The following is a 1,922-nucleotide window of genomic DNA, read 5'->3' as shown; positions in this document are numbered from 1 at the left end:
CGTGAGCTACACCGTCACCGACGGCTCGGGCAGCAATGTCACCTCGACCCTGACCATCAGCGTCACCCCGGTCGATGACAGCTTCACCGACCTCAGTGAAACCGTGACCACCGCCGAAGACACCGCCTTGACCGGCAGTGTGTTGACCGGCACCTCGAGCGTTGACGGTCCGGTCAGCGTGGTGAATTTCACCATCGACGGTGTTAGTGGCACTTTCACCGCCGGCCAGACCGCGACCATTGCCAACGTCGGCAGCTTGGTGATCGGCGCCAACGGGACTTACACCTTCACCCCGGCCGCCAATTACAACGGCAGCGTGCCGACGGTGAGCTACACCGTCACCGACGGCTCCGGCAGCAATGTCACCTCGACCCTGACCATCAGCGTCACCCCGGTCGATGACAGCTTCAGCGACCTCAGCGAAAGCGTGACTACCAACGAAGACACCGCCGTCACCGGCAGCGTCCTCACTGGTACGAGCAGCGTCGATGGTCCAGTCAGCGTGGTGAACTTCACCATCGGTGACACCACCTACGCCGCCGGCAGCACGGCGACCATTGCCAATGTCGGCACCCTGGTGATCGGCGCCAACGGCGCCTATACCTTCACCCCGGCCGAAAATTACAACGGCACAGTGCCAACGGTGAGCTACACCGTCACCGACGGCTCGGGCAGCAACGTCACCTCGACCCTGACCATCAGCGTCACCCCGGTCGATGACAGCTTCACCGACCTCAGCGAAAGCGTGACCACCGCCGAAGACACCGCCGTCACCGGCAGCGTCCTCACCGGCACTTCGAGCGTTGACGGCCCGGTCAGCGTGGTTAATTTCACCATCGACGGTGTTGGTGGCACTTTCACCGCCGGCCAGACCGCGACCATCGCCAACGTCGGCACCCTGGTGATCGGCGCCAACGGCGCCTATACCTTCACCCCGGCCGAAAATTACAACGGCAGCGTGCCGACGGTCAGCTACACCGTCACCGACGGCTCGGGCAGCAACGTCACTTCGACCCTGAACATCAGCGTCACCCCGGTCGATGACAGTTTCACCGACCTCAGCGAAAGCGTGAGCACCGCCGAAGACACCGCCGTCACCGGCAGCGTCCTCACTGGCACCTCGAGCGTCGACGGTCCGGTCAGCGTGGTCAATTTCACCATCGACGGTGTTGCTGGCACTTTCACCGCCGGCAGCACGGCCACCATCGCCAACGTCGGCACCCTGGTCATCGGCGCCAACGGCGCTTATACCTTCACCCCGGCCGAAAATTACAACGGCAGCGTGCCGACGGTGAGCTACACCGTCACCGACGGCTCGGGCAGCAATGTCACCTCGACCCTGACCATCAGCGTCACCCCGGTCGACGACAGCTTCACCGACCTCAGCGAAAGCGTGACCACCAACGAAGACACCGCCGTCACCGGCAGCGTCCTCACCGGCACGAGCAGCGTCGACGGCCCGGTCAGCGTGGTTAACTTCACCATCGGTGATACCACCTACGCCGCTGGCAGCACGGCCACCATCGCCAATGTCGGTACCCTGGTGATCGGCGCCAACGGGGACTACACCTTTACCCCGGACGCCAACTACAACGGCAGCGTGCCGACGGTGAGCTACACCGTCACCGACGGTTCCGGCAGCAACGTCACCTCGACCCTGACCATCAGCGTCACCCCGGTCGATGACAGCTTCAGCGACCTCAGCGAAACCGTGACCACCGCCGAAGACACCGCCGTCACCGGCAGCGTCCTCACCGGCACCTCGAGCGTCGACGGCACGGTCAGCGTGGTTAACTTCACCATCGACGGTGTTGCTGGCACTTTCACCGCCGGCCAAACCGCGACCATTGCCAACGTCGGTACCCTGGTGATCGGCGCCAACGGCGCTTACACCTTCACCCCGGCCGAAAATTACAACGGCA

General features: G+C 63.8%; 1 protein-coding gene. It reads left to right on the top strand.

Going from position 1 to position 1,922, the window contains the following annotated elements; genetic code table 11:
• Positions 1–1,922 (top strand): beta strand repeat-containing protein (locus tag KGB20_RS25675; RefSeq protein ID WP_223533208.1); only part of this gene is annotated, 1,922 nt, incomplete at both ends.

Origin of the sequence: Pseudomonas sp. BF-R-30 (assembly GCF_019956175.1) — a bacterium.
In the GTDB taxonomy this organism is placed as follows: domain Bacteria; phylum Pseudomonadota; class Gammaproteobacteria; order Pseudomonadales; family Pseudomonadaceae; genus Aquipseudomonas; species Aquipseudomonas jessenii.
The sequence above is the reverse complement of the archived record's forward strand: the minus strand, read 5'-3'. Positions and strand labels throughout refer to the sequence as shown.